Source organism: Enterobacter cloacae complex sp. XAL002 (assembly GCF_049236805.1).
Lineage (GTDB): Bacteria > Pseudomonadota > Gammaproteobacteria > Enterobacterales > Enterobacteriaceae > Enterobacter > Enterobacter intestinihominis.
Genome location: NZ_JBMKJN010000013.1, coordinates 1 through 14576, shown reverse-complemented (window position 1 = coordinate 14576; position 14576 = coordinate 1). Strand labels below are relative to the sequence as shown.

The following is a 14576-nucleotide window of genomic DNA, read 5'->3' as shown; positions in this document are numbered from 1 at the left end:
AATGGCGCATATTGTAACCCTAAACACCCCGTCCAGAGAAGATTGGTTATCGCAACTTGCCGATGTAATCACCAGTCCTGATGAATTGCTGCGTCTTTTAGACCTCGAACAGCACGAAGCGTTGCGTGCAGGCCGTGAGGCGAAGCGCCTTTTCGCCCTGCGCGTTCCCCGCGCGTTTGTTGCCCGAATGGAAAAGGGTAACCCTGATGATCCATTATTAAAACAAACGCTGACCTCTCAGGATGAGTTTATTACCGCCCCCGGATACAGCACCGATCCGCTGGAAGAGCAGAACAGTGTTGTACCGGGTTTACTGCATAAATACCGCAATCGTGCCCTGCTGCTGGTTAAGGGCGGGTGCGCGGTAAATTGCCGCTATTGCTTCCGTCGCCACTTCCCGTACGCCGAAAATCAGGGTAATAAGCGCAACTGGCAGGTGGCGCTGGACTACATCGCAGCGCACCCGGAACTGGATGAAATCATCTTTTCCGGCGGCGACCCGCTGATGGCAAAAGATCATGAGCTGGACTGGCTGCTGACTCAACTTGAGACCATCCCGCACATTAAGCGTCTGCGCATTCACAGCCGTTTACCGATCGTCATCCCGGCGCGTATCACCGACGCCCTGGTCACGCGCCTGGAGCAGTCCCGTTTACAGGTGCTGCTGGTAAACCATATCAACCATGCGAATGAAATTGACGCGGACTTTCGTGCGGCGATGACGCGTATGCGAATGGCAGGCGTGACGCTGCTCAACCAGAGCGTATTACTGCGCGGCGTGAACGACAGCGCCCACGTGTTGGCCGATCTCAGCAATGCCTTATTTGATGCGGGCGTAATGCCCTATTACCTGCATGTTCTGGATCGCGTCCAGGGCGCGGCGCACTTCATGGTGACGGATGAAGAGGCCCGGAAGATTATGCGCGAGCTGTTAACGCTGGTTTCAGGTTATATGGTGCCGAAGCTGGCACGTGAGATTGGCGGAGAGCCGAGTAAGACGCCGCTGGATTTGCAGCTGCGGCAGCAGTAAAAAAGGAGGTGGCGCTACGCTTACCTGCCTACAGGTAAAGCGGCAGCGCCATCAAAATGTTATATCAGTTCGGGCACTTATAGACCTGGCCGTTCATCTGGCTGGCGGTTGGCACAAAGCTGGACAGCATACCCTGCGTCGGGCTGCTCACCCCGTAAATCACGTTGCCGCCCATTGCCGCAGCCTGATTACGCAGGGCATTGGCCGCACCGCGCATAGAGCCGCCCTCCTCGCCGTGCTGCCCTGACATCCAGTTGCTTTGCTCGCCAGAGGCGGTGCCTAACAGCTGGCATTCGCTGCCCGGCTTATCTTCCACAAAGCGAACGCTCTGGCCCGCTGCCGTCAGCTCATTGCTGGTGCTACAACCCGCCAGCAGCAATGCTGCACCTACAATCCCTGCACAGACTTTTATGCGCATGTTATTCCTCGTTTTCAATAAGCTGGACAGTAGTTGTCCGCGTGTAAACCTTATACTAAAAAGATGACCAAAAGAAAAATGCTGAGCATTTCTGCGAGCCAGATTCCGCTGGCACTCCTCCGACATCTTAAATGAATTCTGATAATAACCTTTGGGATATCGTGTTTTAGCCCCCGATCGTTTTTAGTGATGCGACGTACAACTTTTGTACGGGACTAAAAAAAAGGGGGTTTCATGAGTGCATCATCCTCAGGAGAGGAAAAAGTAACCTGGGTGGGCTATCTGGCGTTCGTGCTCACCATCGTATTTTTCTCAGGTTTTTTCGCCAAAAGTACTGAATGGTGGCGCGTGCTGGATTTTACCGTCCTGAACGGCAGCTTTGGACCGGTGAACGGCGCCCTAACGTTTCGCGGCGAGGGTGGCACAGGAGCGAAAGACGGTTTTTTGTTTGCCCTTGAACTGGCGCCCTCGGTCATTTTATCGCTCGGGATCATTGCCGTTACCGAGGGGCTGGGCGGGCTGCGCGCCGCACAACAGCTCATGACGCCCATTCTGCGCCCGCTGCTCGGCGTGCCGGGCATCTGCTCTCTGGCGCTTATCGCCAACCTGCAAAATACCGATGCAGCCGCAGGGATGACCAAAGAGTTGACCGACGAAGGGGCGATTACTGACCATGAACGCGCCATTTTCGCCACCTTCCAGACCAGCGGTAGCGCCATTATTACCAACTATTTTTCTTCCGGTGCCGCACTTTTTACCTTTATTACCGTCCCGGTGATCGCGCCGCTGGCGGTCATTCTGGTATTTAAATTTGTTGGCGCCAACTTCCTGCGGCTGTGGATCGCCCACATGGAAGTTCGTCGCGTTCAGGAGGAAAAATGATCGCCCAGACGCGTAAAAATATCATGGACTTGTTTATCGATGGCGCCCGCCGCGGCTTTACCATCGCCACCACCAGCCTGCTGCCGAACGTGGTCATGGCGTTTGTCATCATTCAGGCGCTTAAGGTGACCGGCCTGCTGGATATTGTCGGCAGGGTATGCGAGCCCATCATGGCCCTGTGGGGGCTTCCGGGTGCGGCGGCAACGGTACTTCTGGCCTCGGTGATGAGCATGGGCGGCGGCGTGGGGGTTTGCGCCAGCCTGGTCGTCGCCGGCACGCTCAGCGGCCATGATGCCACCATCCTGCTGCCCGCCATCTACCTGATGGGCAATCCGGTGCAAAACACGGGCCGCTGCCTCGGCACCGCGGGCGTGAACCCGAAATATTACCCGCACATCATCGCTGTCTGCGTCATCAACGCCCTGCTCTCGATGTGGGTGATGCAGCTACTCTTCTGAGGAGATAAAAATGGATTTTTCAGCGCTGGAACCGCATCTTTTCCGCCATGCACATCTTGTTTGAGTAACGGCTCGACGGGCAATAAAAAACCCCGGGCATCGCTGCCCGGGGTTCATTCTGAGAGGTTCAGAACAACATGATTACATCATGCCGCCCATGCCACCCATGCCGCCCATACCACCAGCAGCACCTAAGTCAGGCGCGTCGCCTTTAGGCATGTCGGTTACCATGCATTCGGTCGTGATCATCAGGCCAGCTACAGATGCCGCGTACTGCAGAGCAGAACGGGTAACTTTAGTTGGGTCCAGGATACCGAAGTCGATCATGTTGCCGTATTCTTCAGTTGCTGCGTTGTAACCGTAGTTACCTTCGCCCGCTTTCACGTTGTTCGCAACTACTGATGGCTCTTCACCGGCGTTGGACACGATCTGACGCAGAGGGGCTTCCATTGCGCGAAGCGCAACTTTGATACCTACGTTCTGGTCTTCGTTCTGAGCGGTCAGGCCAGCCAGTTTAGCGGCTACACGCACCAGCGCGACACCACCACCAGCAACTACGCCTTCTTCTACCGCAGCACGGGTCGCATGCAGGGCATCGTCAACGCGTGCTTTCTTCTCTTTCATTTCAACTTCGGTCGCAGCACCAACTTTGATTACCGCAACGCCGCCTGCCAGTTTCGCTACGCGCTCCTGCAGTTTTTCACGGTCGTAATCGGAAGTTGCTTCTTCGATCTGCTTACGGATCTGACCAACACGGCCCTGAATAGCGGCTTCTTCACCCACACCGTCGATGATGGTGGTAGTGTCTTTGTTGATCACAACGCGTTTCGCCTGGCCCAGGTCTTCCAGGGTCGCTTTTTCCAGCTCCATACCAATCTCTTCGGAGATCACGGTACCGCCGGTCAGGGTAGCGATATCCTGCAGCATCGCCTTACGACGATCGCCGAAGCCAGGTGCTTTAACCGCTGCCACTTTCACGATGCCACGCATGGTGTTAACCACCAGAGTCGCCAGCGCTTCGCCTTCAACGTCTTCAGCAATGATTACCAGCGGCTTGCCTGCTTTCGCAACGGCTTCCAGCACTGGCAGCATTTCGCGGATGTTGGAGATTTTCTTGTCAGCCAGCAGGATGAACGGGCTTTCCAGCTCAACAGCGCCAGTTTCTGGCTTGTTGATGAAGTATGGGGACAGGTAACCGCGGTCGAACTGCATACCTTCAACCACATCCAGTTCGTCTTCCAGACCAGTACCGTCTTCAACGGTGATCACGCCTTCTTTACCGACTTTATCCATCGCTTCAGCGATCAGTTTACCTACGGTTTCGTCGGAGTTAGCGGAGATAGTACCAACCTGAGCAATGGCTTTAGAGTCAGAGCACGGTACGGACAGCGCTTTCAGCTCTTCAACAGCAGAGGCGACAGCTTTGTCGATACCACGTTTCAGATCCATTGGGTTCATGCCCGCAGCAACGGCTTTCAGGCCTTCGGTGATGATCGCCTGCGCCAGTACGGTCGCGGTGGTGGTACCGTCACCAGCAGCGTCGTTCGCTTTAGAGGCAACTTCTTTCACCATCTGTGCGCCCATGTTTTCGAACTTGTCTTCCAGCTCGATTTCACGTGCAACAGAAACACCATCTTTGGTGATGGTTGGCGCGCCGAAGGATTTGTCCAGCACGACGTTACGGCCTTTCGGGCCCAGAGTGACTTTCACTGCGTCTGCCAGTACGTTTACGCCGCGGAGCATTTTTACACGAGCGTCGTTACCGAATTTTACGTCTTTAGCTGCCATGTTCTTATTTCCTCAAATTCGTACAGTTTCGTGCGTTAATTACGCTTCAACAATTGCCAGAATGTCGCTCTCGGACATGATCAACACTTCTTCATTGTCGATCTTCTCGGATTTCACGCCGTAGCCATCGTTGAAAATGACGATGTCACCAACTTTAACGTCCAGTGGCTGCACAGTTCCGTTTTCCAGGATGCGGCCCTTACCGACAGCGATGATTTCGCCACGCGTTGATTTTGCTGCTGCTGAACCGGTCAGAACGATGCCGCCAGCAGACTTGGTTTCAACTTCTTTACGTTTGACGATCACACGATCATGTAACGGACGAATACTCATTGATAGCTCTCCTTTGAGAAAGTCATTATCAGTTATGGATGACGCCGGTCCGCATGCGGTTTTCCGGCTAGTGCCCTGAGAGATGGGGATAGCTTTTTACCCCTTCAAGGGGTAATCGAAAAAAAATTTGCGAAAGTGTTACCATCCACTCTCTTTTGATGGTGGCGGGACGAGGTAAATGAGTGGACTCAGGCAGGAGTTGGGGCTGGCGCAGGGCATTGGCTTACTCTCAACGTCTTTGTTAGGCACGGGCGTTTTTGCGGTTCCCGCGCTGGCGGCGTTGGTTGCCGGCAATAACAGTCTTTGGGCATGGCCGGTGCTGATCGTGCTGGTGTTTCCGGTGGCGATTGTCTTTGCCATACTCGGGCGGCACTTCCCGAGCGCAGGCGGCGTAGCGCATTTTGTCGGTATGGCGTTTGGGCCGCGAATGGAGCGCGTCACCGGCTGGCTATTTTTGTCGGTGATACCCGTTGGCCTTCCGGCAGCCCTGCATATCGCAACCGGCTTCGGACAGGCGCTGTTTGGCTGGCACGATGAACAGCTGCTGCTGGCTGAACTCGGCACGCTGGCGATTATCTGGTGGGTTGGCTCACGCGGGGCCAGTTCCAGCGCCAACCTGCAAACGCTGGTCGCCGTGTTAATCGTCGCGCTGATCGTCGCCATCTGGTTTGCGGGTGACATTACGGTGGCGGATATTCCTTTCCCCGCGATTAATGACATCGACCACACACAGCTTTTCGCTGCACTATCCGTCATGTTCTGGTGTTTCGTCGGTCTGGAGGCGTTCGCTCATCTGGCATCCGAGTTTAAACAGCCCGAGCGTGATTTTCCCCGCGCCCTGATGATTGGCCTGCTGCTGGCGGGCACCGTGTACTGGGCCTGTACCGTACTGGTGCTGCACTTCAACGCGTTCGGTGAAGAGAAAGCCGCCGCCGCGTCGCTGCCGGGCATCGTGGTGCAGCTGTTTGGCGTTAAAGCCCTGTGGGTAGCCTGCATGATTGGCTATCTCGCCTGCTTTGCCAGCCTCAACATCTATATTCAGAGCTTCGCCCGGCTGGTGTGGTCTCAGGCACTTTATAAACCGGATAGCCCCCTCTCACGCCTGTCAAAGCGTCAGCTTCCGGTGAATGCGCTGAATACCGTACTGGGCTGCTGCGTGGTGAGTTCCCTGGCCATTTATCTCCTCGACATCAACCTTGACGCGCTGATTATCTACGCCAACGGTATTTTCATCATGATCTATCTGTTGTGCATGCTGGCGGGCTGTCGGCTACTGAAAGGACGCTTTAAGGCGCTGGCGGCTATCGGGTGTGTCCTGTGCCTACTGCTGCTGGCGATGGTGGGATGGAAGAGTGTGTACGCCATCGTCATGCTGGCGGGGCTGTGGGTGTTTTTACCGAAGCGGCAAAATCCGCAGGCCCGGTGAGCGAGCGCCACCGGGCAAGAAACTTACCGATCGTCTTTATGATCTAACCGGTCGCGCTGCTCATCCTTACGCTGATATTCCCCTTCAAAGGTATCCCCCGGGCCGGTGCTGAAACCACCGCCTGGCATACGGCTGAAACGCAGATGCGGCAGCAGCTTCATGGTCAGACGCTTCTGCACCGGCGGCAACAGCAACAGCAGGCCGAGGAAGTCTGTAAAGAAGCCCGGCAGGATCAGCAGCAGGCCAGCAATAATCAGCGACACGCTTTTGATCATCTCGGCGGCCGGGCTTTCACCTGCGGCCATCTTCTGCTGCATTAACAGGAAATTTTTGAAACCCTGATTGCGCACCAGCGACATGCCGATGACGGAGGTGAAGATCACCAGAATCAGCGTCAGCAGGACGCCCAGCACATGGGCAACCTGGATGAAAATCGAAATCTCAATGTAAACATAAAGAAAGAAAGCAATAAATGGTATCCAGCGCACTGGCATCTCCTGTGTGGCAGGTGCCTTCTGGCCCCTGACTGAATGTGTTCGCGAAGCGCGTAGATAAGAAATGGTGACGGTTAGCCAAAATTCAATCGGTTTGCACGGATATTTTTTCTGGAAATATTAAAGCGGTGACATATTTCACAGATTAATAATTATCATGAAATCGGGTCGATAATAAGTGATCCAGCTTACGGCAATTCGCTATCATCAGCATATGATCTCGAGCATCTGGCCGATTGAGGGAATAATCGTCGGTCATAAAATATTCAAAACCACATATCTACTGTGTGTTTAGTACAATCCATCGGCAGCTTGAAAAGAAGGTTCACATGTTAAACAACATTCGTATCGAAGAAGATTTGTTGGGTACCAGGGAAGTTCCAGCGGATGCCTACTATGGTGTTCACACTCTGAGAGCGATTGAAAACTTCTACATCAGCAACAGCAAAATCAGCGACATCCCTGAATTTGTGCGTGGCATGGTGATGGTAAAAAAAGCCGCGGCTCTGGCAAACAAAGAGCTGCAAACCATTCCTAAAAGCGCTGCAAATGCGATTATCGCCGCGTGCGATGAAGTGCTGAACAACGGCAAATGCATGGATCAGTTCCCGGTTGACGTCTATCAGGGCGGCGCAGGCACCTCCGTCAACATGAACACCAACGAAGTGCTGGCAAACATCGGCCTGGAGCTGATGGGTCATCAGAAAGGTGAATACCAGTACCTGAACCCGAACGACCACGTTAACAAATGTCAGTCCACCAACGACGCCTACCCAACCGGCTTCCGCATCGCGGTGTATGCCTCTGTCGTCAAACTGGTCGACGCGATTAATCAGCTGGGTGATGGCTTCCAGCGTAAAGCCGTTGAGTTCCAGGACATCCTGAAAATGGGTCGTACCCAGCTGCAGGACGCGGTGCCGATGACGCTCGGCCAGGAGTTCCACGCGTTTAACGTGCTGTTGAACGAAGAGACCAAAAACCTGCTGCGCACGTCCGAACTGCTGCTGGAAGTGAACCTGGGCGCTACCGCCATCGGTACCCGCCTGAACACCCCGGATGGCTATCAGCAGCTGGCGGTACAGAAGCTGGCTGAAGTGTCCAACCTGCCGGTTGTGCCTGCAGAAGACCTGATTGAAGCCACCTCAGACTGCGGCGCCTACGTGATGGTGCACAGCGCATTGAAACGTCTGGCGGTGAAACTGTCCAAAATCTGTAACGACCTGCGCCTGCTCTCCTCCGGTCCGCGCGCTGGCCTGAATGAAATCAACCTGCCAGAGTTGCAGGCGGGTTCATCCATCATGCCAGCTAAAGTGAACCCGGTGGTGCCAGAAGTGGTGAACCAGGTTTGCTTCAAGGTGATTGGTAACGATACGACCGTCACCATGGCCTCCGAAGCCGGTCAGCTCCAGCTGAACGTAATGGAGCCGGTGATTGGCCAGGCGATGTTTGAATCTATCCACATTCTGACCAACGCCTGCTACAACCTGCTGGAAAAATGCATTAACGGCATCACCGCGAATAAAGAAGTGTGTGAAGGCTACGTCTATAACTCCATCGGCATCGTCACCTACCTCAACCCGTTCATCGGCCACCACAACGGCGATATCGTCGGGAAGATTTGTGCCGAAACCGGTAAGAGCGTGCGTGAGGTGGTTCTCGAGCGAGGATTGTTGACCGAAGCCGAACTGGACGATATCTTCTCCGCCCAGAACCTGATGCACCCGGCATATAAAGCGAAACGATATACCGATGAAAGCGAACAGTAACCGTTCAGGCTAAGCTTCCGAAAGGCACGTCACTTGTGACGTGCCTTTTTTCTTTATGGCCGTTACCAAAACACAACAATTCAATATCAACTTGTTAATAAGCAAGGCAGGTCTTTATGTTTGGAGCAGAACTCGTCATCGTCCTGTTGGCGATTTATTTGGGCGCACGACTCGGGGGTATCGGCATCGGCTTTGCCGGCGGTCTCGGCGTGCTCGTACTTACCCTGATCTTTCAGATTAAACCCGGCGCAATCCCTTTTGACGTTATCGAAATCATCATGGCGGTTATCGCTGCCATTGCGGCCATGCAGGTCGCTGGCGGTATGGACTACCTGGTGAGCCTGGCGGAGCGTATGCTGCGTCGTCATCCAAAATACATCACCTTCCTTGCCCCACTGGTGACCTGGTTTATGACCATTCTCGCCGGTACTGGCCATACCGCTTTCTCCACGCTGCCGGTCATCACCGAAGTGGCGAAAGAGCAGGGTATTCGCCCGTCTCGCCCTCTTTCTATTGCTGTAGTCGCCTCCCAGATTGCGATCACCGCCTCGCCCATTTCCGCGGCAGTGGTCTTTTTCGCGGGTATTCTCGAGCCGATGGGCGTAAGTTATCTGACGCTGCTGGCGATCTGTATTCCGGTCACGCTGATTGCGGTAATGATCACTGCCGTGCTGTGTAACTTCCTCGGCGCCGAGCTGAAAGACGATCCGGTTTACCAGGAGCGTCTGGCAAAAGGTGAAGTGAGCCTGCGCGGTAGCCAGGTCTTTGAGCTGAAGCCGCATGCAAAACGCTCCGTGCTGCTGTTCCTGATTGGTATCGTCGCCGTGATGTTCTACGCGACCGCCATCAGCGATACGGTAGGTCTGATCCAGAACCCGGTTCTGCCGCGTAACGAAGCGATTGTGGTATTTATGCTGACCATCGCGACGCTGATCAGTATCACCTGTAAAATCGACACCAGCGAAGTGCTGAACGCCAGCACCTTCAAATCCGGTATGAGCGCCTGCGTGTGCGTGCTGGGTGTGGCGTGGCTCGGTGACACCTTCGTGAAAGCGCACATCAGCGATATCCAGACAGTTGCAGGCGACCTGCTGCACAACTATCCGTGGCTACTGGCGGTGGTGCTGTTCTTTGCCGCAACGCTGCTGTACTCTCAGGCTGCGACCACCAAAGCGCTAATGCCTGCGGCACTGATGCTGGGCGTGACGCCGCTGACGGCGATTGCCTCTTTCGCGGCGGTTTCAGCCCTGTTCGTGCTGCCAACCTACCCAACCCTGCTGGCCGCGGTTGAGATGGATGACACCGGCTCGACCCGTATCGGTAAATACGTGTTTAACCACGCGTTCCTCATCCCGGGCGTGGTGGCGATTACGCTCTGCGTGGTCCTCGGCTTTATCATCGGCGGCATTGTGCTGTAAACGGTTAGCCGTTGTAAAAATAGTTAAAAACGGGCCGCGCTGCGGCCCGTTTCATTAATGACCAATCACATGGCGTGATATAGTGAAGACTTTCGTGATGAGGAGGTCGACTTGTGAACACGCCTGATGCTGTTGTTGTACTGTGTACCGCCCCTGATGAAGCTTCTGCCCAGGATCTCGCCGCCAAAGTGCTGGCCGAAAAACTGGCTGCCTGCGTCACGCTACTTCCCGGCGCCACCTCCCTTTATTACTGGGAAGGCAAGCTGGAGCAAGAGTACGAAGTCCAGATGTTGCTCAAAACCAATCTGACCAACCAGCAGGCGCTCCTCGACTGCCTCAAGTCTCATCATCCTTACCAAACCCCGGAGCTGCTGGTGCTGCCAGTGGTCCACGGCGATAACGATTATCTCTCATGGCTCAACGCTTCTTTACGCTGATCCTGCTGCTGTGCAGCACGTCAGTTTTTGCCGGGTTGTTTGACGCGCCCGGCCGTTCGAACTTTATTCCTGCCGACCAGGCATTCGTTTTCGACTTTCAGCAAAACCAGCACGATCTCAGCCTCACCTGGCAGGTGAAAGAGGGTTACTACCTCTATCGCAAGCAGGTCAGCATCACGCCGGCAAAGGCTGACGTCGGCGCATTGCAGATGCCCGCTGGCGAATGGCACGAGGACGAGTTCTACGGTAAAAGTGAAATTTATCGCCAGCGCATAAGCGTGCCCGTCACGGTGAATCAGGCGGATAAAGGCGCTACCCTGACGGTGACGTATCAGGGCTGCGCCGATGCGGGCTTCTGCTATCCCCCTGAAACAAAGGTCGTTCCGCTTAGCGAAGTGAAAGCGGCGGCCTCCCCTCTCCCCTCAGGGGAAATGGCCAGTGTGAGGGGTGAAGGCGAAGCCGCTTCAGACCTTCCGTTCTCAGCGCTTTGGGCGTTATTGATTGGTATCGGCATCGCCTTTACGCCCTGCGTACTGCCTATGTACCCGCTTATCTCTGGCATCGTGCTGGGCGGTAAGCAACGCCTTTCCACCGCCCGCGCGCTGTTGCTGGCCTTTATCTATGTGCAGGGCATGGCGTTAACCTATACGGCGCTCGGCCTCGTGGTCGCCGCTGCCGGGTTGCAGTTCCAGGCCGCCCTTCAGCACCCCTATGTGCTTATCGGACTGTCAGCAGTGTTTATTCTGCTGGCGCTGTCGATGTTTGGCCTGTTCACTCTGCAACTGCCCTCTTCCCTGCAAACCCGTCTGACGCTAATGAGCAACCGTCAGCAGGGGGGCTCTGCGGGCGGCGTGTTCGCCATGGGTGCCATCGCCGGGCTGATTTGCTCACCCTGCACCACCGCGCCGCTGAGCGCCATCCTGTTATACATTGCCCAGAGCGGCAACCTTTGGCTCGGCGGCGGCACGCTGTACCTTTACGCGCTCGGCATGGGTCTGCCGCTGATCCTTGTGACGGTATTTGGCAATCGTCTGCTGCCGAAGAGCGGCCCGTGGATGGAGACGGTGAAAACCGCGTTTGGTTTTGTCATTCTGGCGCTACCGGTATTCCTGCTGGAACGCATCATCGGTGATGTGTGGGGTACGCGTCTGTGGGCTATGCTCGGCGTGGCCTTCTTCAGCTGGGCATTTATCGTGAGTCTGGGTGCGAAGAAACCGTGGATGCGCCTGCTACAGATCCTTCTGCTGGCGGCCGCGCTGGTGAGCGTCCGTCCGCTACAGGACTGGGCGTTTGGCACCCCGACAGGTCAAACGCAGGCTCATCTGAATTTTATACAGATTAAGAACGTGGACGATCTCAACCGCGCCCTGGCGCAGGCGAAAGGAAAACCGGTCATGCTCGATCTCTATGCCGACTGGTGCGTGGCCTGCAAAGAGTTTGAAAAATACACCTTCAGCGATCCGCAGGTACAACATGCGCTGAGCGATACCGTTCTGCTCCAGGCGAACGTTACCGCCAACAGCGCGCAGGATAAGGCTCTGCTGAAGCAACTTAACGTGCTCGGGCTGCCTACCATCCTGTTCTTCAATGAACAGGGGGAAGAACAGCTGACGCAGCGTGTAACCGGGTTTATGGACGCGACGGCATTCAACGCGCATTTGCGCAATCGCCAACCGTAAACAACACTTTAGACGGGACAAACCGTTGGGAATAGCGGAGGAGATAACCGTGCAACGCGAAGACGTACTGGGACAAGCCCTGCAATTACTTGAGATTCAAGGGATCGCCAGCACCACGCTTGAGATGGTAGCCGACCGTATCGATTACCCTCTGGATGAACTTAAGCGCTTCTGGCCGGATAAAGAGGCGCTGCTGTATGATGCCCTGCGCTATCTCAGCCAGCAGGTGGATATCTGGCGCAGGCAACTGATGCTGAATGAAGAGCTGACCACCGAGCAAAAGCTGCTGGCACGCTATACCGCACTGACGGAGTGTGTCACCAACAACCGTTACCCAGGCTGTCTGTTTATCGCCGCCTGCACCTACTTCCCCGATCCCGGACACCCCATCCATCAGCTGGCAGATCAGCAAAAACGAGCCGCGCACGAGTTCACACACGAGCTGCTGACCACACTTGAAGTGGATGATCCGGCAATGGTCGCGAAGCAGATGGAGCTGGTGCTGGAAGGTTGCCTGAGCCGCATGCTGGTGAACCGTAGCCAGGCGGATGTGGATACGGCGCACCGTCTGGCGGAAGATATTTTGCGGTTTGCGCAGTGCCGTATGGGTGGTGCACTGACCTAAGCCAGCATTCCCGTCCAGGCGGAAATAAACAAACACAGCGCCATTGCACGTTGAAATCGCACCATCGCCACGGTGGTGCGGAAAATCCGGTTCACCGCCTTCCCCAACCACGCCCAGCACAACAAACAGACCACTGAGATCGCCAGAAACCATAGCGCCATCAGCGAAATATCCCGTAATGCATGGTCGCTTGCCGGAGCAAACAGGCTGACGACGGCCAGCGCCATCATCCAGGTTTTTGGGTTTACAACCTGTAATAACGCCGCCGCCCGCGCGGTAAATCGAACATGACGCCTGGAGGAGAGATTCGCGGCCGGGGCGCTAAACAGCTGCCAGCTCATCCAGGAAAGCCACAGCACGCCCGCCCAGCTCATCACCTGACGTATCAGCGGATACTGGCGTAACACTTCTCCTGCCCCAGCGCCTGAAACCAGAACAATAGCGCTGGCGGCAATACACCCGCCCAGGATCGCAGGAATCGTATTTTTTACGCCAAAGTGCTGACTGTTAGCCAGTACCAAAATATTGGTTGGCCCCGGTGTAATCGAGGCGACAAATGCAAACAGCAGGAAGGGTATTAAATTCACAGGTGGCTCCTTTTAGTAGAGCCATGAATGTGCCGTTATTTTCTGGAAACGTCTGGAAGGTTTGTGCACAACCGACGGTAGTGTGCCGGAGAAATACGGTACGCCCGCTGGAACCAGCGACCAAGATGGCTTTGATCGGCAAAACCTACTGCCGTCGCAACATCAACAGGTAGTTCCCCATACGCCAGCATCTGTCGGGCCTTTGCCAGGCGCAGCTGGATAAGCCAGGCGTGCGGCGCAAGGTGAAATTCGCGCTTAAAGCAGCGGGTGAGCGTAAAGCGATCCGTCCCCGTCTCCCGCGCAAGGTCTGACAGCCCCACGTTCTCGCCGATATGCGCATAGAGATAGTCGCGGGCACGCTGCGCCACAGCGGAGCTTTGTAACTGCGACGGGAGTTTCTTCCGCCAGTGGCAGTGGGCTGTAATCTTAGTGAGCAGGTTATCCATTGTGCTCTGTTGTACGATCTTCATCTCATCGTTATGCAGCGAGGCAAATGTATCACCGATAGCGCGCACCAGCTGAGGCTCTCGCGTCAGCGTTTGGGCAAAGTGGAGGGTGTAACTCCCGGGAGTAGAGTCATACAGCCCTTGAAGCGTACGGGTGAGCCAGTGTTCATCCAGATAAAAGGTCAGATAAGTAAAGCCACCCTCTACCGGTGCATCACCGTCATGTATTTCACCAGGCTCAAGTAAAAAAGCATCGCCCGGCTGGCTACGGTGGCGTTCACGGCGACAGTGGAACTGCTGCGTACCGGAAAGGGTTATTCCGACCAGATAGCTATCATGCCAGTGGGGATCAAAGGCGTGTCCTTCGAAATGCGCCTTAATTGTCTCAATACCTGTTTCTGCATGCTGACGCAGCTCAAGCCAGTCGTTTGCCATACTGCCCTCCTCTTACCGTCAGCATTGCCACATCTTGCCTGAACTGTCTGGAAGATTTGTGCATTTTCAGCGCACAAACGGACAGATTGCCGCAAACTTAAGCAGTTGAACAGCTTTTCCCGAAATAATGTTGACGATCGCGCGCGATTGCGGTTTAATGCGCTCCGTTGCCCGGATAGCTCAGTCGGTAGAGCAGGGGATTGAAAATCCCCGTGTCCTTGGTTCGATTCCGAGTCCGGGCACCACTATTTAAAGAACCCAGCCTATGGCTGGGTTTTTGCTTTTCTGCGCTTATCAAAACCTTACCTAAATTTTATTCCTGTATCTCTTCCCGATGAGGTCGTGCGGCCGGCA

15 protein-coding genes and 1 tRNA gene are annotated in these 14576 nt (G+C 55.1%); 10 read left to right on the top strand and 6 right to left on the bottom strand.

Annotated elements, in window-relative coordinates; genetic code table 11:
* Window position 1: 1 nt before the first annotated feature.
* The gene (epmB, locus tag ACOT0L_RS13955) at window positions 2-1030 is read left to right on the top strand and encodes an EF-P beta-lysylation protein EpmB (RefSeq protein WP_022646803.1); all 1029 of its coding nucleotides are present in this window, start codon (window positions 2-4) and stop codon (window positions 1028-1030) included.
* 64 nt (window positions 1031-1094) lie between these two features.
* Here the strand turns inward: epmB and ACOT0L_RS13950 are convergent, their stop codons facing one another.
* Complete coding sequence (locus tag ACOT0L_RS13950) at window positions 1095-1448, bottom strand: DUF4156 domain-containing protein (RefSeq protein WP_022646802.1); 354 nt, start codon at window positions 1446-1448, stop codon at window positions 1095-1097.
* A gap of 234 nt (window positions 1449-1682) precedes the next feature.
* Here ACOT0L_RS13950 and ACOT0L_RS13945 point away from each other — a divergent pair, with 234 nt between their 5' ends.
* Window positions 1683-2330: a nucleoside recognition domain-containing protein gene (locus ACOT0L_RS13945; RefSeq protein ID WP_038415111.1), complete on the top strand. Its 648-nt coding sequence runs from the start codon at window positions 1683-1685 to the stop codon at window positions 2328-2330.
* On the top strand, window positions 2327-2788 hold the full coding sequence (locus ACOT0L_RS13940; RefSeq protein WP_022646800.1) for a YjiG family protein: 462 nt from the start codon (window positions 2327-2329) through the stop codon (window positions 2786-2788). Before ACOT0L_RS13945 ends, ACOT0L_RS13940 begins: the two co-directional genes overlap by 4 nt.
* 141 nt (window positions 2789-2929) lie before the next feature.
* On the opposite strand, the gene groL is transcribed toward ACOT0L_RS13940, so the two are convergent.
* Together groL and ACOT0L_RS13930 are read right to left on the bottom strand one after the other, a co-directional pair.
* On the bottom strand, window positions 2930-4576 hold the full coding sequence (groL, locus tag ACOT0L_RS13935; protein ID WP_006810416.1) for a chaperonin GroEL: 1647 nt from the start codon (window positions 4574-4576) through the stop codon (window positions 2930-2932).
* Window positions 4577-4615: 39 nt separating this feature from the next.
* Window positions 4616-4909, bottom strand: coding sequence for a co-chaperone GroES (locus tag ACOT0L_RS13930; RefSeq protein ID WP_003855929.1), 294 nt, complete (start codon window positions 4907-4909; stop codon window positions 4616-4618).
* Window positions 4910-5087: 178 nt separating this feature from the next.
* On the opposite strand from ACOT0L_RS13930, the gene yjeH reads away from it, so the two are divergent.
* Window positions 5088-6335, top strand: a complete 1248-nt coding sequence (yjeH, locus tag ACOT0L_RS13925; protein WP_032625164.1) for an L-methionine/branched-chain amino acid transporter — start codon at window positions 5088-5090, stop codon at window positions 6333-6335.
* 23 nt (window positions 6336-6358) lie between these two features.
* On the opposite strand, the gene ACOT0L_RS13920 is transcribed toward yjeH, so the two are convergent.
* The gene (locus ACOT0L_RS13920) at window positions 6359-6823 is read right to left on the bottom strand and encodes an FxsA family protein (protein ID WP_185817707.1); all 465 of its coding nucleotides are present in this window, start codon (window positions 6821-6823) and stop codon (window positions 6359-6361) included.
* Between the two features lie 335 nt (window positions 6824-7158).
* Between ACOT0L_RS13920 and aspA the strand changes: the two genes are divergently transcribed.
* The 5 genes from aspA (at window position 7159) to ACOT0L_RS13895 (ending at window position 12754) form a co-directional block, all read left to right on the top strand.
* Complete coding sequence (gene aspA, locus ACOT0L_RS13915; RefSeq protein WP_003855923.1) at window positions 7159-8595, top strand: aspartate ammonia-lyase; 1437 nt, start codon at window positions 7159-7161, stop codon at window positions 8593-8595.
* A gap of 116 nt (window positions 8596-8711) precedes the next feature.
* A complete protein-coding gene (locus ACOT0L_RS13910; RefSeq protein WP_008502949.1) occupies window positions 8712-10013 on the top strand; it encodes an anaerobic C4-dicarboxylate transporter in 1302 nt (433 codons plus the stop codon).
* Window positions 10014-10126: 113 nt separating this feature from the next.
* The gene (gene cutA, locus ACOT0L_RS13905; protein ID WP_003855908.1) at window positions 10127-10450 is read left to right on the top strand and encodes a divalent cation tolerance protein CutA; all 324 of its coding nucleotides are present in this window, start codon (window positions 10127-10129) and stop codon (window positions 10448-10450) included.
* Window positions 10426-12129 carry a protein-disulfide reductase DsbD gene (locus ACOT0L_RS13900; RefSeq protein WP_126503239.1) on the top strand — a complete coding sequence of 568 codons (1704 nt, stop codon included), beginning with the start codon at window positions 10426-10428 and terminating at the stop codon, window positions 12127-12129. The genes cutA and ACOT0L_RS13900 overlap by 25 nt, the downstream gene beginning before the upstream one ends.
* A 49-nt stretch (window positions 12130-12178) precedes the next feature.
* Complete coding sequence (locus ACOT0L_RS13895) at window positions 12179-12754, top strand: transcriptional regulator (protein ID WP_022646797.1); 576 nt, start codon at window positions 12179-12181, stop codon at window positions 12752-12754.
* Here ACOT0L_RS13895 and ACOT0L_RS13890 read toward each other — a convergent pair.
* Together ACOT0L_RS13890 and ACOT0L_RS13885 are read right to left on the bottom strand one after the other, a co-directional pair.
* Complete coding sequence (locus ACOT0L_RS13890) at window positions 12751-13341, bottom strand: LysE family translocator (RefSeq protein ID WP_023299118.1); 591 nt, start codon at window positions 13339-13341, stop codon at window positions 12751-12753. The two genes, ACOT0L_RS13895 and ACOT0L_RS13890, sit on opposite strands and share 4 nt — an antisense overlap.
* Window positions 13342-13376: 35 nt before the next feature.
* Entirely contained in the window at window positions 13377-14222 is an 846-nt protein-coding gene (locus tag ACOT0L_RS13885; RefSeq protein ID WP_063163231.1) for an AraC family transcriptional regulator, read from the bottom strand.
* A gap of 169 nt (window positions 14223-14391) precedes the next feature.
* Here ACOT0L_RS13885 and ACOT0L_RS13880 point away from each other — a divergent pair.
* Window positions 14392-14467: transfer RNA gene (locus tag ACOT0L_RS13880), tRNA-Phe, on the top strand.
* The last annotated feature ends 109 nt before the right edge of the window (window positions 14468-14576 follow it).

Bases quoted from the DNA above. Each gene is read 5' to 3' on its own strand.
- epmB (WP_022646803.1), top strand. From the start codon at position 2: ATGGCGCATATTGTAACCCTAAACACCCCGTCCAGAGAAGATTGGTTA.
- ACOT0L_RS13950 (WP_022646802.1), bottom strand. From the start codon at position 1,448: ATGCGCATAAAAGTCTGTGCAGGGATTGTAGGTGCAGCATTGCTGCTG.
- ACOT0L_RS13945 (WP_038415111.1), top strand. From the start codon at position 1,683: ATGAGTGCATCATCCTCAGGAGAGGAAAAAGTAACCTGGGTGGGCTAT.
- ACOT0L_RS13940 (WP_022646800.1), top strand. From the start codon at position 2,327: ATGATCGCCCAGACGCGTAAAAATATCATGGACTTGTTTATCGATGGC.
- groL (WP_006810416.1), bottom strand. From the start codon at position 4,576: ATGGCAGCTAAAGACGTAAAATTCGGTAACGACGCTCGTGTAAAAATG.
- ACOT0L_RS13930 (WP_003855929.1), bottom strand. From the start codon at position 4,909: ATGAGTATTCGTCCGTTACATGATCGTGTGATCGTCAAACGTAAAGAA.
- yjeH (WP_032625164.1), top strand. From the start codon at position 5,088: ATGAGTGGACTCAGGCAGGAGTTGGGGCTGGCGCAGGGCATTGGCTTA.
- aspA (WP_003855923.1), top strand. From the start codon at position 7,159: ATGTTAAACAACATTCGTATCGAAGAAGATTTGTTGGGTACCAGGGAA.
- ACOT0L_RS13910 (WP_008502949.1), top strand. From the start codon at position 8,712: ATGTTTGGAGCAGAACTCGTCATCGTCCTGTTGGCGATTTATTTGGGC.
- ACOT0L_RS13900 (WP_126503239.1), top strand. From the start codon at position 10,426: ATGGCTCAACGCTTCTTTACGCTGATCCTGCTGCTGTGCAGCACGTCA.
- ACOT0L_RS13885 (WP_063163231.1), bottom strand. From the start codon at position 14,222: ATGGCAAACGACTGGCTTGAGCTGCGTCAGCATGCAGAAACAGGTATT.